The following is a 26,221-nucleotide window of genomic DNA, read 5'->3' on the forward strand; positions in this document are numbered from 1 at the left end:
GCATGAGGGCAGGAAAGACTGTGTGCTGGCACTATGTGCTGATTATCAGGGCATAGCACCCAAAGTTCACGTTAATTTAGCCAAATACTTCCAAGAAATAAATAGTATTTCAGTTGAAATTCAACCCTTTGGCAGCGACATAGCAACGACGGAGCAACGACGGAGGACCGACGGTAGACCGACGGTGAACCAGCATACCCAAAACGACAAATACGCCAAAACCGACAATTATGTTAGACGACCCAATTTTGGCCCTGTTAGTATTTACGTTTGTTACACCCGAGCTTTGCCACCCATTTACTCGAAAATGGTAACGAATTACGGTATATACAGGAACTGTTGGGGCATAACAGCAGTAGAACCACTGAAATATATACCCACGTAAGCACTAAAAGTCTAAAAAATATTAAAAGCCCTTTTGATGACTTATAATAATTTATATATTGGATAAGTTTATGAGACAAACACAACCATTTACTGATGTATATGTCTCATTTTATGAGATGTATATATGAGTTATGTGCAACCTTAAAAGACGACAATGCCAACAATAGAAATAGCATCAATTAATTCGACAGGACTTGAATTAAACCAAGCGGATTTTGACGTTGCCATTATTGAGGAAAATAAACTTGAAAGTCATCGCGGACTTTTTTATGACTTACTACGGCAACAAAAAGGAGTTATTGTTCACATTGGCAATCCTGACTTCAGAGACGATAAAGGAGGTGGTTATTTTGCGGGAGATATAATTGACTGGGATTTTGAACCGACAGAAATATTCTTTCCAGAGTATGACGAAAACGAGCCGACTGACAATCGTGGAGCAAACCAACAATTTAAGTTCAAGTTTTTAGAACAATATAAGCCCGACATTGACAAACTACTGAAAATTGCGATTGACAATTCTCCAATTAAAAAAGTGTGTTTTCTAACAGACTATCAATTTGGACCTGAAGACGGAAAAACCGAAATTATATTTACAATTAGCGACTTTTGGACACAACACGACAACGAAGGACTAAACTTAAACATAATGTATGAAATGTATGGACTATAAAAAGGCAGCACATAACAACAAGTTTAATTTATGCCCGGGTGAACTGCTCTTTGTACCGACATCAGAATTTATTTACTTTAGTGCAAGGGCGGAAAGCAGTGCTGTAATTCGGGCACAACTTAAACTTGCCAACCGTTAGTGGCAATTTTGCAGAACCGACAACAAAACAATAAAATGAAGAAACTACTTTCGATTTTACTTTTAACAATATCTTTTGCAAATCTGTTTGGACAAAACACAGAACCGACAACAAAAGCAAGCGAAAAATCATTTCCAACAAATCTAAATGCAGAAAACTTTAAAAAACTTAAAAAATTTAACGGACAAATAGTTGCATTTGATGGAATAATCGAACAGATTGAAAAAAGCAGAAATAATACACCATTTTATAAACTCAAAATTGGAGAGAATAATTATTTGTGGACAGCTTTGATGTTTAAGAATGATAAAAGCTTACTTGGCGACAAAATAAGAGTGGTTGGATATTTAAGACCTTCTGACCCGAACGAAACTGAGAAAAAATATTTAGACGGAAAATATATGGTTCTCTCGTTTGGACTTGTTGACATTAAAAGCTCAAATTTTCTATTTATTAGTGGAGCTGAAATACAAAAACAAGAATGGATAGATGGAAAAATACCAAGCTCAAAATAAAAAACTGCCACTAACAGCAGTTTGTCAAAATGGCGGGTTTAATGCTAATTTCAAGTTCAGTTTTTCGATTGAGCTTTTGCCCAAAATTGAACTTTTGTGCTTCGATTGCCGCCACTTCTTGTAGCTGCAAAACGTTATGCCTCATTTTAAAAGCGTAAGGCTAATTAATACTCGCTTACTAGGCCTTCGTAGCAAAAAACAAAAGGGGCTGTAAAATAATACAGCCCCTTTCTTCAAACAATTAATTTAATCTATTTTATTGCCTTTACAAAGTTCATTACTACGTAAGCAGTTCTTCCACTGTACTCAATAGGCGATTTTATAGTCATTGCATTATCGTCGCCACTGGCAAGTACAAAACGATAGCCTTCTTCTATATTTTTAGCTTTTTCTCCTTCGTATAATTTCTTGAATTGAAAAGTCTCATCGGCAGAGCTTACCGACCAAAAAATATTTTGGGTTTTAGCACCACAATTTGCACTGCTTGGCAAGCTGTAGTTACCCCTACCACTATTTGTTAAACTCCAAGTGCTGCCTACAAAGCATTTATAAGAAGCCTCGCCTAAAAAACCTTTTACCGCTACGTCCGGAATACCCTCAAACGTAATATTATTTAACACCCAATTACCTGTTACGTTGCCTCTTTTTACAGCAGGCGCACCTGAAGTAGTTTTTGGCGAACAACCCTCTAACACCAATAGCGATGCTGAAAACAAAGCGATAGCTAAAATTAATCTTCTCATTTTTTTATAAATTTTCTTTTAAAGATGCCGTCCCATTCAGCTAATGTTTATAGAATAAGCAGCAAGTACAACTATTTAAAAAGTTTAAGCATAAATCTTGCCAAACCTAAAATTTTAAGACATTTAACATACATTTGTTTTTAATATCCTTAATCCTCTTTTTTATGAAACCAGAAACTAAAGCTATACACGCTGGTAATCTAGTTAAAGCCCTTACCGGAGATGTTACCTCTCCAATACATCTTTCTACCACTTATTTTAGAGGAGCAGATGGGGCTTATCCTGGTGGCCATATGTACAGCAGAATAAGTAACCCTAATCGTTCTGCATTAGAGAAAGTAATTAGCGAACTGGAAGGCGGAGCTGACAGTTGTGCTTTTTCATCGGGCAATACAGCAGGAATGGCCGTATTTCAGGCCTTAAAGCCCGGAAGCCATATTATTGCGCCCGACGATATGTACTGGGGTTTTAAAAAGCAATTATTGACCATTTTTGATGGTATTTTGAGTTTCGATTTTGTTGATTTAACAGTTACCGAACACTTACCCAACTATATTAAACCAAATACGGCCCTTATTTGGGCAGAAACGCCATCTAATCCATTATTAAAAATTTGCGATATAGAAGCGTTAGCAAAAATAGCTAAGCAAAATCAGTTAATTTTTGTGGTCGATAGTACTTTTGCATCGCCTATTTTACAAAATCCAATTGCTTTAGGAGCCAGTATTGTAATGCATTCTACTACCAAATACATTGGTGGCCATAGCGATGTTTTGGGCGGTTCGTTAACGTTCGCGGCTAAAGATGAGTTTTGGGAGAAAATTAAAAATATACAGGAAACAGGTGGTGCGGTACCCTCGCCTTTCGATTGTTTCTTATTGCTGAGAAGTATAAAAACATTAGCTTACCGCATTAAGGGGCATTGCCAAAATGCAGAAAAGCTGGCTAATTATTTAAACGAACATCCTAAGGTGGCCACTGTGTTTTACCCCGGTCTGGCTTCGCACCCGCAACATGAAATTGCAAAGAAACAAATGAGAGGTTTCGGGGGGATGCTTTCCATCTTAACCAAAGGCGATGCCGATGCAGCCCGAAAAGTGGTAAATAGTGTAACCATTTTTAGTCAGGCAACCAGCTTGGGTGGTGTAGAAAGCTTAATTGAGCACCGTGCTTCTATTGAAGGACCCAACACCAAAACACCCCAAAACTTAATTCGTATTTCGGTTGGTTTAGAACATATAGACGATTTAATTGCAGACTTGGAACAAGCTTTGGGATAAAAATACTTTGAACAGAAAGGTCTTTAAAATAAAAACAGCTAACAATCAAATTGTTAGCTGTTTAAATTGTACCCAGGGCCGGGATCGAACCGGCACGGTTTCCCATTGGTGTTTGAGACCAACGCGTCTACCAATTCCGCCACCTGGGCATTTGCTCGTAAGCGGGAGCGCAAATGTATAAAAACACCCGTTACTACGCAAGTTTTATTTTAAGTATTCGTAATTAATTTGCTCAACAAATGCTTTTATAACAGATTTACAGCACTTTAATTTGCAATACTTTCTTCTTCTTTTAACTTTTTCTCTACGTAAAAAGGCACAAAAGGCAATAATGAAGCTATAAATAGCACTATTACTCTTCCAAAACTCCATTTTCTTTCTTGCCAAGCCATTACCAAACAAGCAATATAAAGCACAAACAATAAGCCATGCGCCCAACCAACATATTTTACGGCTAAAGGCATATCTGCCCAATACTTAAGTGGCATAGCAATAAAAAGTAATACGATGTACGAAATACCTTCGGCCAAAGCTACTTTTCTAAAAAGGTTTAAAGAAGACATATTTTTTTTAAAATTTGGGCTAAAATAGGCTAATTTACAACCACTACTTCAGTTCAATTTCGTTTATGACAATAGACTAACTAAAACGTGGCTAGACGCTCTTTTAAACGATGTATATATTTGCTTCTGTAATAACAATCTTTAATTTTAGCCAAACTCGCCTGCTGCTCTGCTGCATTAGCATTTTCAAATTCCTCAGTGTACAGCTGTAAATTATCGTTTAAGGATTGTTCTATATGCCCTATTTCGTTGTTAACCTGTGCTAACTTCGCAGCATCAAAATCAATTTGTAAATCCATAATGGCTTCGTTCACATCCATCATTTCCATTAAAAATGATTGGGGCAGCGTATAATTCTCCCCTTCTGTAATCATCTCTTTTAAAGCTAATACATATTGAAGTACCTTTTGAGGATTTTTAAGTACTTGAAATGCTTTATTGTTCAACGTAGCTAACTCTAAAACCTCGTCTTGCTTTTCGGCACTTTCATTGATATAAAAATCTGGATGATACTTCTTACTTAGTGCATAAAACTGCTTTTTCACCTCATTTTGATTGGGATGAAAGGAAATTGGCAGGTTGTATAATTCGAAGTAATTCATTTTTAAAGCTTAAAACTAAAAGCCAAAGGCCGAAAACTATCTACCGCCTTAAGCTTTTAGCTTAGGTTATATTCCAAAATTTTTCAATATATCGTTACCAAAAGCAAACACCATTAAAGTAAGCAAAATTACAAAACCCACAATTTGGGCCTTTTCCATAAATTTATCACTTAACGGCTTACCTTTAATCATTTCTATGAGCAAGAAAACTACGTGCCCGCCATCTAACGCCGGAATTGGTAATAAATTCATAAAAGCCAATGCCATAGAAATTAACCCGGTTAAGCGCCAAAACTTCTCCCATTCAAACTCACTGCCATATACTTTTGCAATACCAATTGGACTGCTGATATTACGGGCACTTACTTTTCCTGTAATCATTTTCCAAACGCCTTTGGCATTATCAGTAAAAGTTGTCCAACCTTTATCTACCCCTACCGAAAACGACTCCATAAAACCATAGTTAATGGTTACTAAGCTTGGTCTAACAGTAGGAATACTGATGGCTAATGTACCTTGTTTAGAAACTTTAGGACTTAGAGTCAACGTTTCGTCTCCCCTCCTTACCGTTACATCAATCTGCTTACCTGCATTTTTAGAGACTTCAGTAGTAATCTCGTCGTAAAAACGAACTGGTTTGTTGTTAACGGCAAGTATGCTATCACCTTTTTTAAATCCGGCGGCAAAAGCTGGTGTTTCTACAGCAACAGGAATAGGCTTTACAAATAGCCCTTTTATCTTGTCAAAAAAACCAAGTTTAGGCTGCATATCTTCTGGCGTAATTACCGAGTCGATTTTTTTAGCCACCATTCTGGCCGTTACAAATTCTCTGATATTATATTTACTGATACTATCTAAAACAGATTCTGGAACTCTTAAATCTATAGTTTTGTTTTCGCGAGAAATTGTCAGTTTTGTATTGTTCAACAACACTTTAGAACTCAAAATTTCGTCTAAATAAATCAGTTTTTGCCCATTTACAGCTAAAATTTTATCCCCAGGTTGTAAGCCCATCTGTTTTCCAACAATACCTGGGCTTATTCCATTTGCTAGTTTAGCATTAGGAACAAAGGTATCGCCATATTTAAAGGCCATCATCCAGAAAATAAAAATACCTACGATAACGTTTACGATGATCCCTCCCAACATTACAATTAAACGTTGCCAAGCTGGTTTAGCTCTAAATTCCCAAGGCTGTGCGGGTGCTTGTAGTTGCTCGGTATCCATAGATTCGTCTATCATTCCTGATATTTTCACGTAACCGCCCAATGGTAACCAACCCACGCCGTATTCGGTATCGCCTACTTTAAAGCTAAAGAGTTTAAATCCCCAAGCATCAAAAAAGAGATAAAACTTTTCTACTTTAATCCCAAAAGCTCTTGCTGCTAAAAAGTGTCCTAATTCGTGCAAAATTACTAGTATCGATAATCCCAGCAACAGCTGGCCCGCCATAATCAATCCGTCCATATTTTATTTATGTGTTTCTATTTTAGATGTGTTAAATTTTATTTTGTTACTAATTCGCTTGCAAACATCCTGGTAAGCTTATCCGTTTTTAAATAATCTTGCAGTGTTGGATGATGGACAAACTCCATCTTTTCCATACAGGTCTCAATTACATCGCTCATTTCTAAAAAACCAATTTTATCTTTTAAAAATGCATCTACCACTATTTCGTTGGCGGCATTTAAGATGCATGGCATATTCCCGGCCTTTTCCATGGCAATATAAGCAAGCTCAAGGTTACGAAAACTTTTTGTATCTGCCTTAGAAAATGTAAATTCTGGATATTTTAAAAAGCTAAAACGCTCGAAATCTGTTTTTAATCTTTTAGGATAAGCTAGTGCATAATGAATGGGCAGTTTCATGTCTGGCAAGCCCATTTGTGCTTTGATAGAACCATCGGTAAATTGCACCATAGAATGAATTATTGATTGTGGGTGTACTACCACTTCTATTTGTGCAGGGTTTAAATTAAACAGCCATTTGGCCTCAATAGCTTCTAAACCTTTGTTCATTAGAGAAGCCGAATCGATGGTGATTTTGGCCCCCATTACCCAATTGGGATGTTTCAATGCCTCCTGTTTAGTTACCGTAGCTAAGAAATTTCGATCTTTTCCCCTAAATGGGCCGCCCGAAGCGGTTAATAAGATTTTCTCGATTTCGTTTTGTTCTTCGCCAACCAAGCACTGAAAAATTGCGGAATGCTCAGAATCTACCGGAATAATTTTTACCTGGTGCTGCTTGGCCAGGCCCATTACCAACTCTCCGGCTACCACCAAGGTTTCTTTATTGGCTAGGCCGATGTCTTTCTTGGCTTCTATAGCAGCTAAAGTAGGCTTTAAACCCACAGACCCCATTACAGCAGTTAAAACAAGTTGGGTTTGTGGCAATTGCACAGCAGCAATTAATCCTTCTTCGCCAGCAATTACTTGCGTATGTGGCAAAGCCGATTTTACTTGCTGATATAGGCTTTCATTACCAATTACCACCAACTCTGGCTTAAATTCCAAAGCCTGTGCAATTAATAAATCAGCGTTGTGTTGTGCTGTTAAGGCATCAATTTTGTACAAAGTTGGGTTTGCACGCACTACTTCTAGTGCTTGCGTTCCTATTGAACCTGTTGAGCCTAATATGGAGATATGTTTCAAATTTATTTTATTGTTGAATTGTTTTATTGATAGATTGTTTTTGTTACAACTACCACTAAATCTTAAGCTTTTCGTTAGTGAAATTAATCAATTGATGTATTTCCTTTGGCAACACTTGTAATGTTTCAAATATCTTGTTGTAATCTTCTTCGCTTATCAATTTTCTGATCTTCGCTTTCTCATTCCAATCTAAACACTCTTTCACAGAGCCAAAGCTATAGTAATAAAACTTTATTTTATCTTTTTTATGATATCTCCCAAAACCTTCAGCAATATTTGCAGATATAGAATCAATAGCATTAATAAATTGCTGTCCTATAGTATGTTTTGCAAAGCCATCCCAACTTGAAACCAAATCCCAAACCAAATTGCTTAAATGAAATGCCTTCGTGTAAGCTGTAATTTGATTTAGTTGCAGATAATTTTTCTCCATAATAGTTTACTCTGGCCAAGCAACAATTTAGCAATCGAACAATTAAACAATATATTCCTCTAACCCCTCCGCAATCTTTCTATCATTACTTAATCTTGGCACTTTATTCTGGCCGCCTAATTTACCCTGCGCTTTCATGTAATTTACAAAAGTGTCTTTAGCCAAAGGTGTTATCTTTAAAGGTTGAAGGATATTCCCTTCAATTAAATCAAAGTAGTAAATATTTTTTTGCTGTAAAGCTTTATCTACTTTTAGTGCAAATGTTTTTAGATCTGATGGTTCTTTAGCAAACTCTACCAACCACTCATGATAAGGTAACTCGCCATTCGGTGCATTTACCTGTGGAGCCACGGTAAATTCTGTAATTTCTACGCCTTCTTGGTTAGCTACCGATAATAAAGCATGTTCTACTTCCTCTGCAATTACATGTTCGCCAAAGGCAGAAATAAAATGCTTTATCCTACCTGTTACCAAAATTTTGTAAGGATTTAAAGAAACGAATTTTACCGTATCGCCAATGCTATAGCCCCATAAACCCGCATTGGTGTTTAAAATGAGTGCGTAGTTTTTGTCTAGTTCAACTTCTGCCAAACTTAAACGCGTAGGTTTCTCATTGTAATATTCTTCTGCCGGAATAAACTCGTAAAACATTCCCGCATTGGCCAAGAGCAATAACCCTTTATCGGTTTGACTATCTTGGTAAGCAATAAAACCTTCTGAAGCTGGATAAGTTTCTATGGCGGCTATTTTTTTGCCAATACTAGTTTCTATTTTAGCCCTGTAGGGTTCGTAGTTTACGCCGCCGTAAACAAAAAGTTCAAAGTTTTTAAAGATGTCCTTGATTTTCTTACCTCCCGACTTTTCGGTAAGCTTATCGAAATACATTTGGACCCAAGGCGGAATACCAGAAATTAACCTCATGTCTGCCTTGATGGTTTCATCTACAATGGCATCAACTTTTCGCTCCCAATCTTCAATACAATTGGTTTCGTAACTAGGCATTCTGTTTTTCTGCAAATAGGCTGGCACTAAATGCGCTACAATTCCCGAAAGTCGGCCTACATTAATCCCATTCTTTTTTGTTAAAACCGGACTGCCTTGCAAAAAAATAACCTTTCCATCTACAAAACTGGCATTTCCTGTTTCGTGGATATAGGTTAATAGTGCATTTCTGGCAGCTTTTACATGCGCCGGCATAGATTGCTTAGATATAGGAATATATTTTACACCAGATGTGGTACCCGATGTTTTGGCAAGATAGACTGGTTTGGCTTTCCATAAAATATCTGGTTCGCCAGCTACTACCCGATCAATATACGGACGTAAATCTTCGTAATCTCTTATCGGTACGTGCGCTTTAAAGTCTTCGTAATTTTTAATGGCAGAGAATTGATGGTCAGCACCAAAAACGGTGGCCGTTGCTTCTTTAACTAGCTGTTTTAAAACCTTTTCTTGGGCTGCAACAGCATTAAATTTCCATTTTTCAATGTCTTTAACAACAAACCATGCAAATACCTTACTTAATACTGATTTTAATCCCATAATACTCCTAACCTCCCGATAAATAGGGACAGGCCCTACAAGGGCTTTTCTTTGCTATCGTTAATACTTGAAAAGTTTATTCTACACATAAAATTAAGTTTCCTTTAGGGGTTACATAATATTATGAATGATATCTGGGTGCTCATCGCCTTTGTATTCGCTCATAATTTTACGGTAAGCAACCGCAAAAAAAGCAGTAGTAAATGGCACAATTACAAACGAGCTAAAAATCACCACAATTAACGAGCTATACTGACTAATATCGTAATCTAAAAATAGGTTTACCAATCTAAAACCCATTAAAATTACAATATAAAAGAAACCAAAAACAATGGCCTGTACCGTTACTAAGCCTAATAAAATCATCAATAGCTTAATAAAGTTCCCTTTAGTTGTGGCCAAACTTAGTTTAATAGATTCGAAAGGAGAACTGTGTTTGTCTATAATAAAAAACGGAAAAAAAATAATTCTCACAAAAGTAAAGAAGATACTTAGCACAGCCACACCAACCGCCACATTTACAATAATTTTACCTGTTTCTGCGTAACCATTAATTATGCCTTGATTTACCAACAATTTCAACAATACATCTAGCAAATATAAGACTGGCATAAGCAAAATGCCTACAAAAAATATACTCAACCCAAAGTAAACTGCCGCAATTAAAAACTTTATAATTTCAGTTCTTGTTGGCAGTGTTTCAATAATTTGAATATCGGCATTCGCTGTGTCCAAAAGCTTAAAGATATATTTAATCATGCACAATTCTACCACGCAATAACTCAATATAAAAATCAACAACATTACGGTTCTAATTCCCAAATTTAGCTCTTCCATAAAAAAAGCCATAAAGGTAGATGTGGATGCCGTTAAAAAAATGAGGAAACAAAGCGTAGCAATAGAAAAGTAATTTTCTTTGGTTACTTTCCATGCCTGCATAATTACATCTGTTACCGCAAAAGTACTCTCTTTTAAGTAGTTAATCATTGTTTTAGATATGTGATTTGAGTATTGAGATATGAGACTAAATCCCAACTACATCTATCAATTTTTGATTATTTATTTACTATAATTCACTCCTGTTCTTTGCTCCTTAGTCCTTACTGTTCAACAAAACTCGTTTCACAAAATCTTGCATAAAACCTAGGCCATATGCCGTTAACTGGATGAAGGATGCTATTACACTCAAAAATGCAATTTTTATTGATTTGTTGGCCTGCCAAGCATGAAAAAATATCAACAAAAAGTATAAGAGTACAAAGAAATTACAAATGTAGGCTAATGGCTTGAAAAAGATATTACAAAGGATAGTAAAGCTCAATCCGAGGGTAAAAATTGCCGGAAAAAAATGTACTATTTTTAACTCGGAAGGGAAATGTTTGTAAATATTGATGCGTGCCCTTCCAAAAAAATGCAATTGCTTATAAAACTGGGTAAAACTTGTACGGCGCTTATGGTAAACTTTTGCTGTTGGAATTAAACCTATTTTAAACCCATTTTCGTGAATACGGATACTATATTCAATATCTTCGCCCAACCTAGTGAGGATAAAACCTCCAACTTTCTCGTAAACTTCTCTAGAAAGCCCCATGTTAAAGCTACGTGGATGAAATTGGCCGATATGCTTCTTATTGCCACGAATGCCGCCTGTGGTAAAAGGCGATGTCATGGCGTAACTAATGGCCTTTTGTACAGGCGTAAAGCTTTCGTGTGCTGCATCAGGTCCCCCAAAAGCATCTAGCTGATGTTCGTAAAGGTAATCTTTAACAATTTCAAGGTAATCGGCAGGCACTAAAATATCTGAATCGAAGATGATGAAATAATCGCCTTTGGCACGCTCAAATCCAAAATTTCTTGAAAAGCCTTGTCCAGAGTTTTCTTTGAAAAAGTACTTTACATCGAGTTTATTCTCGAAACTAGCCACAATTTCTTTGGCATCATTAACTGATCCGTCTTCAATCACCAATACCTCAAACTGCATATAAGTTTGCTTGCACAAAGTGGCTAACAGTTCTTTAATTTCCTGCGGACGGTTGTATAAAGGGATAATTATTGAAAAAAACATTTCTTGAGGCTGAAAGCCGAAAAGACCAAAGACAAAGCGCTTTAAGCTTTAAGCTTTAGTCTTTAGGCTCAATTAATTTCCTTTTCTATTAAATACTGATTTCTTTCTGGTGCATTACGACCAACCAATTCGGCCACAAAGCCTGCTAAAAACATTTGCGAACCTACAATAATAGCCACTAAAGCCAAGTAAAACAAAGGCTGATCTGTTGAGTTACGATATGGTAAGTTGTTCCAGATAAGCACTTGTTTTTCTACCATAATGTAAATAGCCATGATGATACCCACGAAAAAGCTCAATACGCCTAGAGAGCCAAAGAAGTGCATGGGGCGTTTACCAAATTTGCCCACAAAGAAAATAGACATCAGGTCTAAAAACCCATTGATAAACCTGCTTAAGCCAAATTTGGTTACACCATATTTACGAGCTCGATGCGCTACCACCTGCTCTCCTATTTTCTTAAAACCTGCCCATTTGGCCAGCACAGGCATATAACGGTGCATTTCGCCATAAACTTCTATGGTTTTCACCACATCATGGCGATAGGCTTTTAAACCGCAGTTAAAATCGTTAAGCTTAATACCACTCATTTTACGCGTAGCAGCATTAAACAATTTGGTAGGAATAGTTTTAGTAATGGGGTCGTAGCGCTTTTTCTTCCATCCCGAAACTACATCGTATCCTTCGTCTTTAATACGGCTGTAAAGTACTGGTATCTCGTCTGGGCTGTCTTGTAAATCGGCATCCATGGTAATCACCACATCGCCCTGCGCTGCAGCAAAACCTACATTTAAAGCGGCAGATTTACCATAGTTGCGTCTAAATTTGATTGCTCTGATACTCGCAAATTTTTCTTTAAGCTCTGTAATTATCTGCCAAGAACGGTCGGTGCTTCCGTCGTCAACAAAAATTGCCTCGTAAGAAAAATTATGCTTTTGCATTACATCGTCTATCCAAGCAATTAACTCGGGCAGCGATTCGTCTTCGTTATATAGCGGTATTACAACTGATATATCCATTTTAGTATTTAGTAGTTAGTATTTAGATGTAAAATCTATACTAAAAAACAACGTGCAAATTTCATCAATTAAATTGAGATAATTTGCACGTTTAAAATATAATTTGACCAAGTTTAACTGGCTTCAAATTGTCCGCCATTTTGGTTGGGAAAAGGATTTGGATTATTGCGTTTAAATATTAATGCAAAAATAACCGCACCAATAAAATACATAATTGCAGAGATACCAAAGCCCATTACTGCCTGGCTAAATGTGGGCGTAAATTGTTGGTCTAAGTTTTCACGAGTTTTTTCTAAAGCTTTTGCGCTTTCTTCTTCGCCTAAGCCAAATGATTTCATGGTGGCTTCAGATTTTGTCATTACCATCTCTTTCATTTGTTCTGGATAAGTAGTATCGATGTATTTTCCGAAAAGGATATTGAATACAAACACTAAGCCCATAGCCAATACAAAAGTGACGAAAATAGGCCACAAAGCTTCTCCAAAAGTCCAATATCCGCCTACTTTTTTTCTCATATCGATACAAAAGAATATGGCAAATGCTAAACCAATTAACAAAGAAATTCCTGCGTACCAGTAAGAGCTCATTAAGCTTGGTGCTACATACCAGGTTACTAAAAACAACACGATGTTTACGATGCCCCAAATTAATCCGTTTTTTAGAGCCTCATTTTTAATGTTAACTATATTTTCCATAATTTAAGTTTGGTTTGGTTATCTACTTTGGTTAAAGCTAGTAATTAAACTATATACAGACGCATCAAAAGCTTTATTGTTACTGTATTTTTCGAAATCTTTAAAAGCTTGCTCTGATGCTGCCGGCTGCAAGAAGAAAGCCATAAACGGTACAAATAGTTCTTCCATTTCTTCTGCCAAATTTAATATCTTCGCATTTTCGCAAATTTCTTGGATGCTGGTTTCGGCCAGTTGCTGGTTACTGATCAAATCTTCATAGATATGGAATTCGTCTTGGAACTCATCTTCATCCACCAATAAAAATTCCTTTAAAAAATCTTCTAGTTCTGGTTTAATTTGCTCATCGTGGCACTCGTTAATATACAACAACAAGTTTAACAGTTCTGTACCCCTATCAATGGTTTTATCCTCAATGGCTTCCCATTCTTTAGAGTCTAGATAATCAGCTTCTAGCTTGTTTACATCGCTGGTAAAGAAGTTAATCATCAATAAATCGAAGAAAGTTTCTCTCAATTCTTCGAACTTTGGATATTCGTCGAAAACCTCATCAAACTGCGCTACTTTATCCATAAAATCAGCGTCTGCTTCAAAAACTCCCAACAGTTTATGCGTAAGTTCTATACTTGCTATTTTGTTTACTTCGCCATATTTGGCTACCGAAGCTGTTAATGTCTTTTTTACTATACTGTTCATATTTTAGTTTTTTGATGCTAGTTGTTCGTTTCTCGTTGCCTAACTACTAACGATTAACGGCGACGACCAACAATTAATAAATATTATATTGTCCGTTATTATACACCATCTCTACTTTTCCTTTTAAAGTTTTATTAAATAAAGGAGAATTAGCTGATTTTGATTGGTTTGTTTTACTATCAAAAGTCCACTCTTTGGCTGGGTTAAAAACCGTAAAGTTTGCCGCTGCGCCTATTTTAACTTGAGGAACTTCTAATTTAAGCAACTTTCTGGGAGCAATTGCCAATTTTTCTACAATTAAGGCTATATCTAATCCTGCTTGCAACAACAATGGCAAAACAGTTTGTAAGGTTATTATACCATAACTGGCTATTTCAAATTCTACGTTTTTAAACTCAATTTCGTGTGGGCGGTGCTGCGAAGAAATGGCATCGATTGTACCGTCTTTTAAGCCGGTAGTTAACGCTTTATTATCTGCTTTGCTGCGCAATGGCGGCTTCACTTTGTAATTGCTATCAAAATCGTTCAACAACTCTTCGGTAAATACCAATTGATGGGCAGCTACATCGCAAGTAACCTTTACGCCATCTTTTTTTGCCTTTTTAATAAGCGCCACCGAGCCGGCCGTAGAAATATTACTGATGTGAATTGGCGCATTATGGTAAGCTGCCAAAAATAGATCTCTGGCAACTTGCATTTCTTCGGCCAGTGCCGGAATACCTTTCATGCCCAACAAAATGGTAGTAGCACTTTCGTTCACGTGTGCCTTTCCGGCCAAAGCTTTGTTTTCTGGATGTGTAAACAGCAAACCATCAAAACCTAAGGTATATTGCAATGCACGGCTCATAAAACCATCATCGGAGATGGCTTTACCTGCTTCTGCAAAGGCAACAGCACCAGCTTGTTTCATGTCGAACATTTCGGCTAGTTCTTTACCTTCCAGATTTTGGCTTATTGCCCCTATCGGATGTACTGCTACCAAATTACCTTTAGCCCTATTTAAAATATATTCTACCTCACCTTTACTATGCACTACCGGTTTGGTATTGGGCATAATGGCAATACCTGTAAAACCACCCGCCGCCGCAGCAGCGGTACCTGTTTGCAAATCTTCTTTAGTTTCTAAACCCGGATCGCCAAAAACACAGTTTAAATCGAAAAAACCAGGCGATAAAACCGCTCCATTTAGTTCAAAAACTTCTTCATGTTTCTGTAACTCTAAATTTTTACCTATTTCTACAATGGTTCCTTTATCAACTCTTACATCACAAGTTTTTCCGTTAAACTCGCTATTGGTGTCGGCAATGGTAATTCCCTTAATTAAGAGGCTCATGAATTTCTATATTTATTTTTAATTTTCTTTTTAACCACAAGTATCTATTAGCCACAGATGCACAAATTTTTCACTTTATTTATAACTAATTTCTTAATCTACCTGTGTATTTGTGGCTTAAAATATCTAACTAACAATATTTCGGCTGCTATGAAAACTAAGCTCAAAATTAGGCAAAGTTTCCATAACTCGGTTCCATTATTTTTTTCGGCAATGGCCGATGAAATATTCTCTTTCTTAGCATCAATAAAATGAATTTTTTGTGTACCAAAACGTGCTTCTAATTCCGTTTGGGAATCATATTTCATGTTAGATTCTGCTCTGTTATCATTAAAAGCAACTACTGCTAAAGTAGAATCTCCTTTCTTTACGCTATAAAATCCAGGCTTTTGAATTTGATCTGCTACATAAAGCAAGGTTTTTCCATTTTGATGGTTAATATCAGGTATCACTTCAAAACCATCTCCCATTAATTTCAAAGATTGGTTAGCTCCTAGCTTTACTAATGGCAACGTAATTACATTATCTTTTGCAATGGTATAAAACAGGGGTTGATCTTTAGCACTTTCGAAAGCAATTTTATACATTAATGGTACAAAAAGTGGATGTTTAGAAAGGTTTCCATCGGTTTCTTCCAATCCGGTAGCTGCTAAAAAAACCTGCCCAGAAGCTATTGGATAGCGAGCTAAGTAGGTTTTACCAGCCGGCAATTGCAATAAGGGCTCTTTAGCTATCCTACTATTTTCAACGTAAGTAAAATAGCGATTAGCCAATGGCAAATCCATTTTTTTAGGTAATGTTTCAAAAACTTGCTTAAATAAAGGATGCTTTAATTCTATTTGTGAAACTTTGGTAGGCTCTGTAACTAAACTTGCTACTGCTGGCAAGCTTAATGTGGTTAAAAACGAGGTATAATTAACTGCATCGATACTTGTTGATGGGAAAATGACTATCGTACCACCATTGCTCACATAATTTTTGAGTTCTTGCGCTAAACCACTAGATGGCTGACTAATACCATTCAGCACAATTAAGCTATAATTCGAAAAAGCGGCATAGTTGATGTTGTTTTCGGAAACAGAAGTTAACTTGAAGTAAGGATCGGCATTAAAAAGTGCCTCCATGTATTTTGCGGTTTTACCACCGTTAACACTCAAGATTTGCTGGTTGGCATTAACATTGAAAGAAAAATTCAGCGCATCATCAAAAGTTAACGGAAAATCTTTAATGCTCAACAGGCCCTTTTGCCAGCCCAAATTCAATCCACTGTACGAAAGCGTGTCTATCGCAGTTGCTCCAGCAGCCACACTAATACTTCCAATGGCTTTTTGTTGATTATTAATGGTTAGTTTAAGCGGTACATTCTTCGCTTCTTCGCTACCAAAATTCTTTAACCGAACAATAATTTTTTCTGAAGCATTGGGCTGGTGCACAGGCGAAAGAAACCAAACACTATCTACCGAAATGTTTGGCAATTCGTTGGCATTTAATTTTACCAGTGCAAGCTGTGTATTTTCGTCTTTTTTAAGGCCTTCTTTCCCTGCAAAGTTTTGCTGAAAATCGGAAACTACATAAGCAAATCGGTTAGCCGTACCTGTAAACACGCCTTGCTGGCGATTAATGACTTGTTGTAAATTTCTACTTGCGGCAGAAATCTTTACCTCATCCACCGCTTGTACAAACTCTTCTGCATTTAACAACCGCTGATGTTTGCCTTCAAAATCGTTAGTTAACAACTGAAAACGATCATTTAATTGGTAACTTTTTACAATTTCCTTGGCCCTGCGTTTGGCTTCGTCCAACAAACTCCCTTCCTTATTTACCGCATCCATACTGTAAGAATTGTCGAGATAAATACTTACAATATTACCATTTGCTTCGTTGGTTTCGGCGTTAGCGCTGATAAAAGGCCGGGCAAAAGCTAAAACCAAGAAAATAATGGCCAAAATGCGTGCGGCTAAAATCAATAGGTTTTTAAGCTGCTCTCTGGATGAATTTTGTTCTTTTACTTCTTTTAAGAAAGAAACATTACTGAAATAAACTTTCTTGAACTTGCGAAAATTAAATAAATGAATTATTACCGGGATTAAGACCGCTAAAAGTGCAAAAAGGAAGCCCGGATAGAGGAAATTCATTAAAAAACAAAGTTACAAAAGATTTACGATTTTAGGCTTACGATTTATGATTTTATCGATGCGGCATTCATGTAAATAGAGGTGCGATTAAATATTTCTTTTTAGAAAACGGTAAAAAACCAACAAAAGTAAAAATGAACTGTTACTTATGGTAAAAACAATCATGAAAACTCCAATTAAAAACAACTCTGGCAAAGTTGATAAACCCGGTAAGCCCAAATTAAACACCGAAGAGCCTTTGGCAGAAAAAGATGAGGTAAAAAAAGCCGAAGAAAAACAACGGAAGAAAGCTAAATAACGTGAGTTTTGGGTCTTAATTTAGCTAAACAGACCCTGAAATAAATTCAGGGGTAAATTGGCGTTTCGTCTCCCGAAATAAATTCGAGACTAGCTTTTAAGGACCTATCTAATCATTTTTTTAATCAAAATAGCCTTAAATATTTGATTTACAGCACAAAATATCCAAAAATCACATTAAACAATAAAGCCTTTAAGCGTTTATGGCTTTTTTCTTAAAATTAAATGGGAAATCGTAAAATTAACAAGTGATAAGTGGGCGTGTTCTAAAACTTAAATTTCGCCCAAAAAGACACCCAATTAAACGGATTTTAAAAACCCTGTTAAATTTCGAAAGTTTTGCCTTCTGCGGCTAATTGTGTATGCTCGAAACCGCTCTTAGCTTCTTCTAACAGGGCTTCGAGGGTTTTGTAGCGTGATGAGAAATGGCCAATTAGTAATTTTTTTGCTTTTACTTTAGTGGCTATTTCTGCGGCTTGTTTAGCAGTAGTATGATGCGTTTCTATTGCTCTTTCTAACATTTCGTGCAGAAAGGTAGCTTCGTGGTATAGTGTATCGGCATTGCTTATTTGATCAAAGTAACGCTCATCGTACATAGTATCTGAACAATAGCAATAGGTTTTTGGTTTGGCCGAGTCGGTAGTATAATCTAGGTATTTAATCTGTTGTCCGTTTGGTAAATCTACATTTACACTACGTTTTAACATGGGATAATAAGCTATTGGCACTGCATCTTTTTCTAACTTATCTACCACCAGCTTTCTTAACCTTTTTTTCTCGGTAAACTTAAAGCCTGTACACGGAATACGATGGTTTAAAATAATGGTTTCTACTTCTATATCATTATTTTTAAAAATAACTTCTGCTTTAGTGGCATTAGTTGCATAGTAATTAATAGGGTAACGCAAGTGGGTGTCAGAATGCAAAAATTGCAATTCGAGGATTTCTTTGAGCGCTGGCGGACCAAAAATATGTAAGGGTTTGATACGGCCGTTTAAGTGTAAACTAGACAGTAAACCCACCAAACCAAAAAAATGGTCGCCGTGTAAATGGCTAATAAAAATGTAATCTATCTTGGCAGCCTTAAATCCGTACTTAATTAACTGTTGTTGCGTTCCTTCGCCACAATCAATTAGGTAAAAACGTTCGTTACAATTAAGTAATTGCGCCGTTGGATTTCTGTTATAAACTGGTGTTGCCGAAGCATTTCCAAGTATCGTTACCTCAAATTTCATTCAGTAGTATTATCCTTTATCTACTCCTCCACGAAGTTCTTTTTCAATTTCCTCCATAAAAATCAAATCTGTAGCCTCGTCTAGTTTATTAACAAACGTAATAGATTGATGAAGGTTTGACATTTGGATAATTGGCGCTATTGTTTTATTTACGCCACATACTACAAAAAGACCGTTGGCAGCTTTGCAAAGCCTGTCGCCTACTAGCAAGGCACTTAAATCTTGCGAATCGTTACACTCTTTTACCGACGATAGGTCTAAAACAATATTGCGATAACCTTCGGTGTTTAAAAGAATAAATTCTGATTTTAAAGCTGGTGTATTATCATTAGTGAATTTCGGCTCTTCTAATTTCAACACTACATATTTCTCATGCTTATCTACACTAAATTTCATATTTTTTGGTTTTTGGTCAATTGTTTAAATTGTTTAACCGGTTACGTGTTATATATTACCAGTTAAAAACTGTTTACTGCAACAGCTTCTTAACAGCGGCTTTGGTGTTTTCTTCTATTCTATTTAAAATATTTTCTGAAGGATTTTTCACGAATTTCTCTCCCGTAATTTGCTCGTAAAGCTCAATATAGCGATCGGAAATTGATTCTACAATTTCTTTGGTCATTGTTGGCACCACCTGTCCATCTTTACCTTGGAAACCATTCTCTATTAACCACTTGCGTACAAACTCTTTTGACAGTTGTTTTTGAGGTTCGTTTGCGGCTTGTCTTTCGGCATAACCTTCGGCATAAAAATAGCGTGACGAATCTGGCGTATGTATTTCATCAATTAGATAAATATCTTCTCCTACTTTACCAAATTCGTACTTGGTATCTACCAAAATTAAGCCTCTTTCGGCAGCCATTTCTACTCCTCTTTGGTATAATGCGTGGGTATATTTTTCTAATTTTTCATAATCGGCCGGTGTTACAATACCTTTAGCCAAAATGTCTTCCTTAGAAATATCCTCATCATGTCCTACGGCCGCTTTAGTGGTTGGTGTAATAATTGGTTGCGGCAATTTATCGTTTTCCTTTAATCCCTCTGGTAAGGCTACGCCACAAACTTGGCGTTTGCCCAAGGCATATTCGCGAGCTGCATGACCAGCTAAATAGCCTCTAATTACCATTTCTACTTTGAAAGGTTGGCAAATACGCCCAATGGTTACCATTTCGTCTGGTGTAGCTAATACCCAATTAGGCACAATATCTTTTGTTGCCGTTAAAAATTTAGCTGCAATTTGGTTCAATACCTGCCCTTTATAGGGAATTGCTGCTGGCAATACTACATCAAATGCCGAAATTCTATCGGTCACTACCATTGCCATCAACTGATTATCAATAGTATATACATCGCGTACCTTTCCTTTGTAAAAACTACTTTGTTTTGGAAAAGTAAACTGGGTTTCTTTTACTGCTTTCATGAGGAGGTAAAAATAGGAAAAAGTCCGTAAAGTTGGAAGTTGGCCAGTCCGAAAGCTATATTGCCTCTTCGTACCAATTTGTCTTTCGGACTTTTCTAAATAAAACTTGCTGACTTACTGAATATCCCCGTAAGCTTTTAAGATGGCCTTTACTAATTTGTGGCGCACTACATCTTCTCCACTTAAATAAATAATATCGATGCCTTTAATATCTCCTAAAATACGGAGTGCGTTTTGCAAGCCCGATTGTGCTTTTTTGGGTAGATCTATCTGGGTAACATCGCCCGTTACAATAAATTTTGCCGTTGGCCCCATACGGGTTAAAAACATCTTTAACTGTAAATCTGTAGCGTTTTGTGCCTCATCTAAAATTACAAAGCAGTTATCTAAAGTACGTCCACGCATAAATGCCAAGGGCGCTACCTCTATAGTTCTGTTTTCTAGGTAAAGCTTTAACTTGTCCGGTGGTATCATATCTTCCAAAGCATCGTATAGTGGGCGTAAATATGGATCTACTTTTTCCTTTAAATCGCCTGGTAAGAACCCTAAGCTCTCTCCTGCTTCTACAGCCGGTCTGGTTAAAATGATACGTTTAATTTCTTTATTCTTTAACGCTCTTACCGCCAAAGCTACTGCAGTATAGGTTTTTCCTGTACCTGCCGGGCCAATAGCAAACAACACATCGTTTTTATTGATGCTATCTACCATTTTGCGCTGGTTAGCGGTGCGGGCCTTAATCATTAAGCCGTGGTTTCCGTACACAATTACTTCGCCGCTACCTATTGGGGCACTTGCCACTACTGGATCAGCCGGTGTTTCACTCGTTTTCTTAGCGCCTAAAATGGCATCAACCTCATTGCTGGTTAGCGTACCAAACTTATCTAGATGTGCCACCAATGAATTTATTTTCTTTTCGAAATTTTTCAGTTCTGCTTCATCTCCTAAAGCTTTTACTTCATTACCACGGGCTACAATTTTAAGTTTCGGAAAAGCAGCTTTTATTTGCTCGTAGTGCTCGTTGTTAGCGCCCCAAAACTGAATTTGGTCACTGGTTTCTATAATTAGTTTTATTTCGTTCAAAATATTGTTTTTTTAGTACTACGCCCTATGTAATTCGATTTTAATTTGAATATTTGCAGGTAATTTGCCTCTACACAAGAATAAGCATAAATATTTAAATTTTAATGGCGATCATAACATTAACGACAGATTTGGGCTCAAAGGATTTTTATCAGGCTGCTTTAAAGGGCAGTATCCTGAGTATCCTGCCAAATGTTAATATTATTGATATTACGCACGAAGTACCCGCCTTTAATATTTCTTACGCTGCTTTTGTTTTAAAAAATGCCTATGCCTACTTCCCCAAAAGTACGGTTCACTTAATAGGTATAGATTCTGTTTTTAACGAGAATACAAAATATGTGGCATTAAGTTGCAAAGGCCAATATTTTGTGGGTGCCGATAATGGAATTTTCTCGCTGCTTTTTGATGAACAGCCTGACGAATTGGTAGAACTAAATATTATGCAGGATTTAAAGTTTTTACATTTCCCGCTGGTTGATATTTTGGTAAAGGCCGCTGTGCATTTGGCAAAGGGTGGCAAACTTAAAGAAATTGGCATACCTGCCGATGATATTGAACAGCGTATGTTGTTACATCCTGTTATAGAAAGGGATATTATTCGTGGCAGTGTTATTTTTGTGGATACTTTTAGCAACGTAATTACCAATATTACCAAAGATCTTTTCACCAAAGTTCAGCGTAACCGCGATTTTACTTTGTACTTTAGAAAGAGCGAAACCATTACACAACTGAGCTGGCATTACAACGAGGTTCCCGAAGGCGAAAAACTTTGTTTATTTGGTATCAGCAATCATTTAGAAATTGCCATTAATAAAGGTAAAGCCAGCAGTTTATTGGGCTTGCACTTAAATGATATTGTAAGGGTAGAGTTTCATCCTTAAAATCTGTATTTACGTAATAACACTCGTACTTTAAATACCGTAATAACACTCAAAAAAGAAGTAAGCAGGCACGATATTTTTGTTTTTTATTTAATAACGACAAAAAGTAAAATGTTTATGCTGAAAAAACTTACTTCTCACCACTTAAGAAAACGTCTACTTCGACTATTTTTATACTTAATTACGTTTATCAGCTTTCAGTTTGAAGGCAAAGCGCAAGGTTGGGCACACATTGGCTCGCCAAATAGCACCCGATATCAAGATAAATTTATACAAAATATAAGTTCTGCTATACACACCAATGGCGATATATATGTTGCCTACCATGGAGAATACACCTCCGTGTATGTTCGTAAACTAAACAGAGCTACGGGAATATGGGAAGATGTGCTTAATTCCATTTCTATATTTAATAGTGGAGGCGGTAGAACCATTAAAATAGCTATAACTAAAAGTGGCACACCTATAATAGCCATCAAACATTATGCTTCACCATATAATATCTCACTTTATAAAGCGGGGGCAACGCAATGGGAGCAATTAGGAACTTCTAGCCTTATATCTCAATACGAGGCTAAAGAGATTTCGTTAACCCTTGATAAGGATGATATTCCTCATATACTATATCAAGCACACGAAGGATTGATTGCTATAAAAAAATTCATAAATAATTCTTGGGTCGATGTTGGAGACCAACTATTTGGTTACAGAAACGGAACAAACTACATAAGTTTAGCTATAGACAACAACAACATTCCTTATATAACTTACACTACTACATTGAACTATAATAGTAACGCATATGTTAGAAAGCTGATTAACGATAAATGGGAGCTAATTGGAACCTCTAATACTTTTACATCTTTTCAAGTATCTAATGTTTTATTTGCATTAGATAAAGATAATAAGCCAAATATTGCTTTTGTTACAACTACTGGAACTCAGATTTTAAAGTTAGAGGAAAATCAAACTTGGACTACATTATCTCCAAAGTTCACGGGTATTAATTATGACGCCGTTATGCTTATAGATGAACAAAACAATCTCTACATCTCTGGCAAGCAAACTCCAGTAATACCAAGATTAAGTGTTGCTAAACTTAACAGACAGGCGAGCCAACTTGAATTTGTAGGCAGCCCCAACTTTACAGGTAATACCTACGAGAACGCTCTAGTAACATCCACAGAAGGAAAAGTGACACTAATTTGTACGGATAGAACGTTGAAACCCAGTTTATCTGCAAGAACTTATCATCCTGAGAAAAACATTTGGGAGCTAATTGATAATTTTGGGATAGAGAGTTTCCGCACAGAAAGAGTAGTTAATGTAACAGATAAAGATATGATACCCTATGTTGCATATATAACTGCTAATGAAAAAAAAGCAGCCGTAAAAAAACTAGTTAGCGGTGTGTGGACTAATTTAGGAACCATAGCGATATCTTCAGGTACAGCCTCGGATATTTCTTTAACTTTAAATAAAAGCACACCTTATATTTGCTTTTCCGATGGTGATTTCGAAAATAAAGCCACAGTTATGAGCTACGAAGCAACCACTAACTCTTGGTCTATTGTTGGTTTACCTGGATTTACAACAGCAGGTGTTCAAAGTCCTTATCTTACAATTAATCACCAAGAAGAAATGTTTATCACCTTCATTGACAAAGCTAAAGGAAATCAAATTTCTACAATGAAATTTGATAGCAATTCAAATACATGGTTCTATTTGGGGCAACAAGGTTATACATCTCCAGCAAAATCAATGGTTACTCAATATGAGAAAGATGGAAATTTAATAGTTACCTATCTAAATAATGATAATAAAATTACAGCCTTGAGATGGGCCGAAACTAGTTGGAAAGAAATTGGAGGTGGAAGTCCAACTACATCAAGCGTAAACCACCTTTCTATGGCTATTGATAATAACAACAACATTTATCTAGCTTATAATGATCTAATTAGTAAAAAAATAAAAGTTGCTAAAAACATTGTTAACGAAAACGACCTTAAAAATCAAAAAGCCGGCAATGAGTGGACAGAACTCAGCGAAATAGAAGCTACAGATCAAGATATAGGCGCTACTTCTATTATTGTGGATAGTAAAGGGATACCATATGTTGCATATATAAATAAACTACAAAACAATAAAATCTTTGTAAAACGATTTGTAAACAACCAATGGGATGTGGTTGGAGAACAGGCCAACTTATCATTTGGAGGGGTAGAAAATTTAGCTTTAACAATCTCTCAAGCTGGGCAAATTTACACCGCTTACAATGCCAATGGAATATTTGTACAATCTTTTGATACTAGTGTACTCCCTATCAAACTTAGCCACTTTACTGCCAAAAAAACTCCAAATGCGGTAGTATTAAACTGGCAAACACAAATGGAACAATACAATAAAGGGTTTGAAATTGAAAAAAGTATCGATGGTGAGAATTTCAACAGAATTGATTTCGTTATGGGTAAAAATAATCCGGGGAATTATTCTTTTACAGATTGGTATGCAAAAGTTGGTTTAAATTATTACCGCTTAAAGCAACTGGATTTCAACGGCAACTTTAGCTACAGTAATGTTGTAGCAGTTAACTTTGATTTAAAAGTAGCGGAAGTTTCTTTCTATCCTAATCCTGTAAGTAATGTGATTAACTTTATTAACCTCGGCAAACAAAACCTCGCAACTATTTATGATATACAAGGAAGAAAAGTAAAAGAAGTGACCATTTCAAATCAAAAGGCTATACTAGCTGACTTAAAACCAGGAATTTACTTTATAAATATTGAAGGCAAAAAAGTTAAATTTATAAAATTGTAAACCACTTCTTAAATAAGGCATAGAGTTTGATTAGGCAAAAGGATATGAATAAATTAATATTTAGTTTCCTTTTGCCTTTTTTGATTTTTGTGGATGCAAGGGCGCAAGACAGTACCGCATACGAGCTACAACGCAATAAAATAAACAGCTTGCTGGCCGAGAGAAGTGCTAAATTTGGGCAATATGAGGAGAGTTTAAGTGCGAGAACTGGAATTTTCGGATTTCAAACCAAAAAAGACATTAAGAACTCTAACGAGATTTTAAGGCAAATCGCCCTTAACGACAATGCTATTTTTACGGAACTGAAAGTATTGCTAGACTATAAGGACCTGCAATTTCAGCAAGTAAAATCTAACGTTGACCATAACGAATTAAGAATAGATAGTTATAAGAGAACCATTAGAGATTTACAGGTAAAAAACGAGGAATTGCTTGATTATAATAAAAAAACAGATAAAAACGCCAGTTATTTGCAATTCTTATTAGCCTTGTTTATAGTTTCCACAGTAGTTTGTATATTCATTATCTACCGAAAAAACAATGCAATTAAAGCTAAGGAACCACAAAGTGGCATAAAAGTTATTACATGAAAAGAGCATTTTTTAAGGCATTGGTAAAGCTTAACAAATGGGTTTTACCTTCTTTGTACAAAAAAGACCCAATGAAATTAAGTACTTTTCAGAAAGCTATTTTAGGTTTTAGGTATTGGGCCTTAACCAATGCTCTAAAATAAACCACTACGGATTAGAAATCTACAGTTTTAGCACAGACTGAAAGCCTTAACAGCATTCATTTACCATACATTAGCAAGAGGAGGACATGAAAATAACGATATCTCTATCCATAGATCTCTCTTCGTGCCTCATCGAAAGGACGCAAGTAGTGTAAAACATTTATGGAAACTAAAGTAACTGTAATAAATTACAGGGGTTTAACCTTTAACTAGATAATAAACTAACCAGTAGTGCATATTGATTAGTTATCCTCCCCCTACCCCCTCCAAAGGGGGACACATGGCGT

At 36.3% G+C, this 26,221-nt stretch carries 27 protein-coding genes and 1 tRNA gene; 9 read left to right on the forward strand and 19 right to left on the reverse strand.

What is annotated here, in order from left to right; all coding sequences use genetic code 11:
- The first annotated feature begins 270 nt into the window (after positions 1-270).
- The 3 genes from B3I52_RS07775 to B3I52_RS07785 all read left to right on the forward strand — a co-directional run bounded on the left by B3I52_RS07775 (position 271) and on the right by B3I52_RS07785 (position 1,714).
- Positions 271-432 (forward strand): tyrosine-type recombinase/integrase, encoded by a 162-nt coding sequence (locus tag B3I52_RS07775; protein WP_293300120.1) that lies wholly within the window; start codon positions 271-273, stop codon positions 430-432.
- Between the two features lie 109 nt (positions 433-541).
- Entirely contained in the window at positions 542-1,060 is a 519-nt protein-coding gene (locus B3I52_RS07780) for a hypothetical protein (RefSeq protein ID WP_293300121.1), read from the forward strand.
- A gap of 174 nt (positions 1,061-1,234) precedes the next feature.
- On the forward strand, positions 1,235-1,714 hold the full coding sequence (locus B3I52_RS07785; protein ID WP_293300122.1) for a hypothetical protein: 480 nt from the start codon (positions 1,235-1,237) through the stop codon (positions 1,712-1,714).
- Between the two features lie 251 nt (positions 1,715-1,965).
- Here the strand turns inward: B3I52_RS07785 and B3I52_RS07790 are convergent, their stop codons facing one another.
- On the reverse strand, positions 1,966-2,457 hold the full coding sequence (locus B3I52_RS07790) for a lipocalin family protein (RefSeq protein ID WP_293300124.1): 492 nt from the start codon (positions 2,455-2,457) through the stop codon (positions 1,966-1,968).
- 164 nt (positions 2,458-2,621) lie between these two features.
- Here B3I52_RS07790 and B3I52_RS07795 point away from each other — a divergent pair, with 164 nt between their 5' ends.
- Positions 2,622-3,737: a trans-sulfuration enzyme family protein gene (locus B3I52_RS07795; RefSeq protein WP_293300126.1), complete on the forward strand. Its 1,116-nt coding sequence runs from the start codon at positions 2,622-2,624 to the stop codon at positions 3,735-3,737.
- Between the two features lie 69 nt (positions 3,738-3,806).
- Here the strand turns inward: B3I52_RS07795 and B3I52_RS07800 are convergent.
- From B3I52_RS07800 to B3I52_RS07865, 14 genes are all read right to left on the reverse strand, one after another.
- A tRNA-Leu gene (locus B3I52_RS07800) sits at positions 3,807-3,886 on the reverse strand.
- 117 nt (positions 3,887-4,003) lie between these two features.
- Positions 4,004-4,300, reverse strand: coding sequence for a DUF3817 domain-containing protein (locus B3I52_RS07805; RefSeq protein ID WP_293300127.1), 297 nt, complete (start codon positions 4,298-4,300; stop codon positions 4,004-4,006).
- Between the two features lie 80 nt (positions 4,301-4,380).
- Positions 4,381-4,902, reverse strand: a complete 522-nt coding sequence (locus B3I52_RS07810) for an iron-sulfur cluster co-chaperone HscB C-terminal domain-containing protein (RefSeq protein ID WP_293300129.1) — start codon at positions 4,900-4,902, stop codon at positions 4,381-4,383.
- Positions 4,903-4,968: 66 nt separating this feature from the next.
- Positions 4,969-6,369 (reverse strand): RIP metalloprotease RseP, encoded by a 1,401-nt coding sequence (gene rseP, locus B3I52_RS07815; protein ID WP_293300131.1) that lies wholly within the window; start codon positions 6,367-6,369, stop codon positions 4,969-4,971.
- A gap of 38 nt (positions 6,370-6,407) precedes the next feature.
- Entirely contained in the window at positions 6,408-7,553 is a 1,146-nt protein-coding gene (locus B3I52_RS07820) for a 1-deoxy-D-xylulose-5-phosphate reductoisomerase (RefSeq protein ID WP_293300133.1), read from the reverse strand.
- Positions 7,554-7,608: 55 nt separating this feature from the next.
- Complete coding sequence (locus B3I52_RS07825; RefSeq protein WP_293300135.1) at positions 7,609-7,986, reverse strand: four helix bundle protein; 378 nt, start codon at positions 7,984-7,986, stop codon at positions 7,609-7,611.
- A 42-nt stretch (positions 7,987-8,028) separates the two neighbouring features.
- Entirely contained in the window at positions 8,029-9,528 is a 1,500-nt protein-coding gene (locus tag B3I52_RS07830; protein WP_293300137.1) for a GH3 auxin-responsive promoter family protein, read from the reverse strand.
- 111 nt (positions 9,529-9,639) lie between these two features.
- The gene (locus B3I52_RS07835; protein WP_293300139.1) at positions 9,640-10,515 is read right to left on the reverse strand and encodes a hypothetical protein; all 876 of its coding nucleotides are present in this window, start codon (positions 10,513-10,515) and stop codon (positions 9,640-9,642) included.
- A gap of 106 nt (positions 10,516-10,621) precedes the next feature.
- Positions 10,622-11,593 (reverse strand): glycosyltransferase, encoded by a 972-nt coding sequence (locus B3I52_RS07840; RefSeq protein WP_293300140.1) that lies wholly within the window; start codon positions 11,591-11,593, stop codon positions 10,622-10,624.
- A gap of 68 nt (positions 11,594-11,661) precedes the next feature.
- The gene (locus tag B3I52_RS07845) at positions 11,662-12,612 is read right to left on the reverse strand and encodes a glycosyltransferase family 2 protein (protein ID WP_293300141.1); all 951 of its coding nucleotides are present in this window, start codon (positions 12,610-12,612) and stop codon (positions 11,662-11,664) included.
- A 113-nt stretch (positions 12,613-12,725) separates the two neighbouring features.
- Positions 12,726-13,307, reverse strand: coding sequence for a DUF4199 domain-containing protein (locus B3I52_RS07850; RefSeq protein WP_293300143.1), 582 nt, complete (start codon positions 13,305-13,307; stop codon positions 12,726-12,728).
- Between the two features lie 18 nt (positions 13,308-13,325).
- On the reverse strand, positions 13,326-14,000 hold the full coding sequence (locus B3I52_RS07855; protein ID WP_293300145.1) for a hypothetical protein: 675 nt from the start codon (positions 13,998-14,000) through the stop codon (positions 13,326-13,328).
- Positions 14,001-14,073: 73 nt separating this feature from the next.
- Entirely contained in the window at positions 14,074-15,333 is a 1,260-nt protein-coding gene (locus B3I52_RS07860; protein WP_293300147.1) for a dihydroorotase, read from the reverse strand.
- A 98-nt stretch (positions 15,334-15,431) separates the two neighbouring features.
- Entirely contained in the window at positions 15,432-17,468 is a 2,037-nt protein-coding gene (locus B3I52_RS07865; protein WP_293300149.1) for a BatA domain-containing protein, read from the reverse strand.
- Positions 17,469-17,631: 163 nt separating this feature from the next.
- Between B3I52_RS07865 and B3I52_RS07870 the strand changes: the two genes are divergently transcribed.
- Positions 17,632-17,766 carry a hypothetical protein gene (locus B3I52_RS07870; RefSeq protein ID WP_293300151.1) on the forward strand — a complete coding sequence of 45 codons (135 nt, stop codon included), beginning with the start codon at positions 17,632-17,634 and terminating at the stop codon, positions 17,764-17,766.
- 322 nt (positions 17,767-18,088) lie between these two features.
- Here B3I52_RS07870 and B3I52_RS07875 read toward each other — a convergent pair whose 3' ends face one another.
- From B3I52_RS07875 to B3I52_RS07890, 4 genes are all read right to left on the reverse strand, one after another.
- Complete coding sequence (locus B3I52_RS07875) at positions 18,089-19,000, reverse strand: ribonuclease Z (protein WP_293300152.1); 912 nt, start codon at positions 18,998-19,000, stop codon at positions 18,089-18,091.
- Positions 19,001-19,009: 9 nt separating this feature from the next.
- Positions 19,010-19,396: an STAS domain-containing protein gene (locus tag B3I52_RS07880; protein ID WP_293300154.1), complete on the reverse strand. Its 387-nt coding sequence runs from the start codon at positions 19,394-19,396 to the stop codon at positions 19,010-19,012.
- 73 nt (positions 19,397-19,469) lie between these two features.
- The gene (locus B3I52_RS07885) at positions 19,470-20,420 is read right to left on the reverse strand and encodes a phosphoribosylaminoimidazolesuccinocarboxamide synthase (RefSeq protein WP_293300156.1); all 951 of its coding nucleotides are present in this window, start codon (positions 20,418-20,420) and stop codon (positions 19,470-19,472) included.
- A 114-nt stretch (positions 20,421-20,534) separates the two neighbouring features.
- Positions 20,535-21,500 carry a PhoH family protein gene (locus tag B3I52_RS07890; RefSeq protein ID WP_293300158.1) on the reverse strand — a complete coding sequence of 322 codons (966 nt, stop codon included), beginning with the start codon at positions 21,498-21,500 and terminating at the stop codon, positions 20,535-20,537.
- Positions 21,501-21,604: 104 nt separating this feature from the next.
- On the opposite strand from B3I52_RS07890, the gene B3I52_RS07895 reads away from it, so the two are divergent.
- From B3I52_RS07895 to B3I52_RS07910, 4 genes are all read left to right on the forward strand, one after another.
- Entirely contained in the window at positions 21,605-22,384 is a 780-nt protein-coding gene (locus tag B3I52_RS07895) for an SAM hydrolase/SAM-dependent halogenase family protein (RefSeq protein WP_293300160.1), read from the forward strand.
- Between the two features lie 117 nt (positions 22,385-22,501).
- A complete protein-coding gene (locus B3I52_RS07900; protein WP_293300162.1) occupies positions 22,502-25,201 on the forward strand; it encodes a T9SS type A sorting domain-containing protein in 2,700 nt (899 codons plus the stop codon).
- A gap of 44 nt (positions 25,202-25,245) precedes the next feature.
- Complete coding sequence (locus B3I52_RS07905) at positions 25,246-25,791, forward strand: hypothetical protein (RefSeq protein ID WP_293300163.1); 546 nt, start codon at positions 25,246-25,248, stop codon at positions 25,789-25,791.
- The gene (locus tag B3I52_RS07910) at positions 25,788-25,934 is read left to right on the forward strand and encodes a hypothetical protein (RefSeq protein WP_293300165.1); all 147 of its coding nucleotides are present in this window, start codon (positions 25,788-25,790) and stop codon (positions 25,932-25,934) included. The genes B3I52_RS07905 and B3I52_RS07910 overlap by 4 nt, the downstream gene beginning before the upstream one ends.
- Positions 25,935-26,221 lie beyond the last annotated feature (287 nt).

It is taken from the genome of Pedobacter sp. UBA4863, assembly GCF_002399615.1.
GTDB lineage: Bacteria > Bacteroidota > Bacteroidia > Sphingobacteriales > Sphingobacteriaceae > Pedobacter.

Excerpts from the sequence above, each read along its gene's own strand:
- B3I52_RS07880 (WP_293300154.1), bottom strand. The coding sequence starts at position 19,396 with ATGAAATTTAGTGTAGATAAGCATGAGAAATATGTAGTGTTGAAATTA.
- rseP (WP_293300131.1), bottom strand. The coding sequence starts at position 6,369 with ATGGACGGATTGATTATGGCGGGCCAGCTGTTGCTGGGATTATCGATA.
- B3I52_RS07830 (WP_293300137.1), bottom strand. The coding sequence starts at position 9,528 with ATGGGATTAAAATCAGTATTAAGTAAGGTATTTGCATGGTTTGTTGTT.
- B3I52_RS07795 (WP_293300126.1), top strand. The coding sequence starts at position 2,622 with ATGAAACCAGAAACTAAAGCTATACACGCTGGTAATCTAGTTAAAGCC.
- B3I52_RS07835 (WP_293300139.1), bottom strand. The coding sequence starts at position 10,515 with ATGATTAACTACTTAAAAGAGAGTACTTTTGCGGTAACAGATGTAATT.
- B3I52_RS07885 (WP_293300156.1), bottom strand. The coding sequence starts at position 20,420 with ATGAAAGCAGTAAAAGAAACCCAGTTTACTTTTCCAAAACAAAGTAGT.
- B3I52_RS07790 (WP_293300124.1), bottom strand. The coding sequence starts at position 2,457 with ATGAGAAGATTAATTTTAGCTATCGCTTTGTTTTCAGCATCGCTATTG.
- B3I52_RS07855 (WP_293300145.1), bottom strand. The coding sequence starts at position 14,000 with ATGAACAGTATAGTAAAAAAGACATTAACAGCTTCGGTAGCCAAATAT.
- B3I52_RS07780 (WP_293300121.1), top strand. The coding sequence starts at position 542 with ATGCCAACAATAGAAATAGCATCAATTAATTCGACAGGACTTGAATTA.
- B3I52_RS07860 (WP_293300147.1), bottom strand. The coding sequence starts at position 15,333 with ATGAGCCTCTTAATTAAGGGAATTACCATTGCCGACACCAATAGCGAG.
- B3I52_RS07870 (WP_293300151.1), top strand. The coding sequence starts at position 17,632 with ATGAAAACTCCAATTAAAAACAACTCTGGCAAAGTTGATAAACCCGGT.
- B3I52_RS07865 (WP_293300149.1), bottom strand. The coding sequence starts at position 17,468 with ATGAATTTCCTCTATCCGGGCTTCCTTTTTGCACTTTTAGCGGTCTTA.
- B3I52_RS07905 (WP_293300163.1), top strand. The coding sequence starts at position 25,246 with ATGAATAAATTAATATTTAGTTTCCTTTTGCCTTTTTTGATTTTTGTG.
- B3I52_RS07910 (WP_293300165.1), top strand. The coding sequence starts at position 25,788 with ATGAAAAGAGCATTTTTTAAGGCATTGGTAAAGCTTAACAAATGGGTT.
- B3I52_RS07875 (WP_293300152.1), bottom strand. The coding sequence starts at position 19,000 with ATGAAATTTGAGGTAACGATACTTGGAAATGCTTCGGCAACACCAGTT.
- B3I52_RS07805 (WP_293300127.1), bottom strand. The coding sequence starts at position 4,300 with ATGTCTTCTTTAAACCTTTTTAGAAAAGTAGCTTTGGCCGAAGGTATT.
- B3I52_RS07845 (WP_293300141.1), bottom strand. The coding sequence starts at position 12,612 with ATGGATATATCAGTTGTAATACCGCTATATAACGAAGACGAATCGCTG.
- B3I52_RS07825 (WP_293300135.1), bottom strand. The coding sequence starts at position 7,986 with ATGGAGAAAAATTATCTGCAACTAAATCAAATTACAGCTTACACGAAG.
- B3I52_RS07785 (WP_293300122.1), top strand. The coding sequence starts at position 1,235 with ATGAAGAAACTACTTTCGATTTTACTTTTAACAATATCTTTTGCAAAT.
- B3I52_RS07900 (WP_293300162.1), top strand. The coding sequence starts at position 22,502 with ATGCTGAAAAAACTTACTTCTCACCACTTAAGAAAACGTCTACTTCGA.
- B3I52_RS07840 (WP_293300140.1), bottom strand. The coding sequence starts at position 11,593 with ATGTTTTTTTCAATAATTATCCCTTTATACAACCGTCCGCAGGAAATT.
- B3I52_RS07850 (WP_293300143.1), bottom strand. The coding sequence starts at position 13,307 with ATGGAAAATATAGTTAACATTAAAAATGAGGCTCTAAAAAACGGATTA.
- B3I52_RS07895 (WP_293300160.1), top strand. The coding sequence starts at position 21,605 with ATGGCGATCATAACATTAACGACAGATTTGGGCTCAAAGGATTTTTAT.
- B3I52_RS07810 (WP_293300129.1), bottom strand. The coding sequence starts at position 4,902 with ATGAATTACTTCGAATTATACAACCTGCCAATTTCCTTTCATCCCAAT.